General features: G+C 47.1%; 1 protein-coding gene. It reads right to left on the reverse strand.

Annotation, left to right across the window (positions count from 1 at the left end; genetic code table 11):
• Positions 1-118: 118 nt before the first annotated feature.
• Positions 119-613: an inovirus Gp2 family protein gene (locus ACYVG7_RS09985; RefSeq protein ID WP_460882982.1), complete on the reverse strand. Its 495-nt coding sequence runs from the start codon at positions 611-613 to the stop codon at positions 119-121.
• Positions 614-684: the final 71 nt, after the last annotated feature.

Genomic DNA, 684 nt, shown 5'->3' on the forward strand with positions numbered 1-684 from the left:
AAGCCCTGCAAAGTAAACTGGATGGCTTTCTTGCCGCCAAGGATCTGATGGCGCAGGGGATCAAGATCTGATCAAGAGACAGGGGGCACTCTCCGCAACATATGCTGTTTATATGCCATTACCCCCAACTGTAACCAACACGCCGCCGCCCCTCTCCACATATCTTTGTTCTCATTTTCGCCAGATAGAAAACCCGAAGCATGAAATCCCTAAATACCGGAGATCTCTTTATTGCATCATCTCTCCTTAATATATATTCGCAATTATCAGGAAAGTGAACCAGAACCCCATATTCTGGATAATCTAAACCCAAAGCGCTGCACCAGGCTTTTTGAATTTTCCCAGCGAGCGACTCAGATGAGCGCATATTATTCAATCGCCAATAGGCGGCTTTATTTAGCACGAACAGCAAGTGATAGTGCGGCAATTCAGCCTCGTTTTGTTCACATACCCATACATACCTTAGCTTCGTAGGGTGAACCCGAATGCCCTCCCTCATTCGCCGTTCATCATACGCTTTCAACTGACTTTTTAAGGAGGCGATAAAACGCTTCATGACCTGTCCTTCAGCATTTTGAAAGCAAACCGGTGAATCAGGACAGTAAGCGTTCACCAGCCCCCCGTTGACAGTCGAATGTGACGATCATCTCTTGATCCCCTTTCGGGGGTTGATAGATCCTCCCA

Source organism: Pseudaeromonas pectinilytica (genome assembly GCF_054780855.1).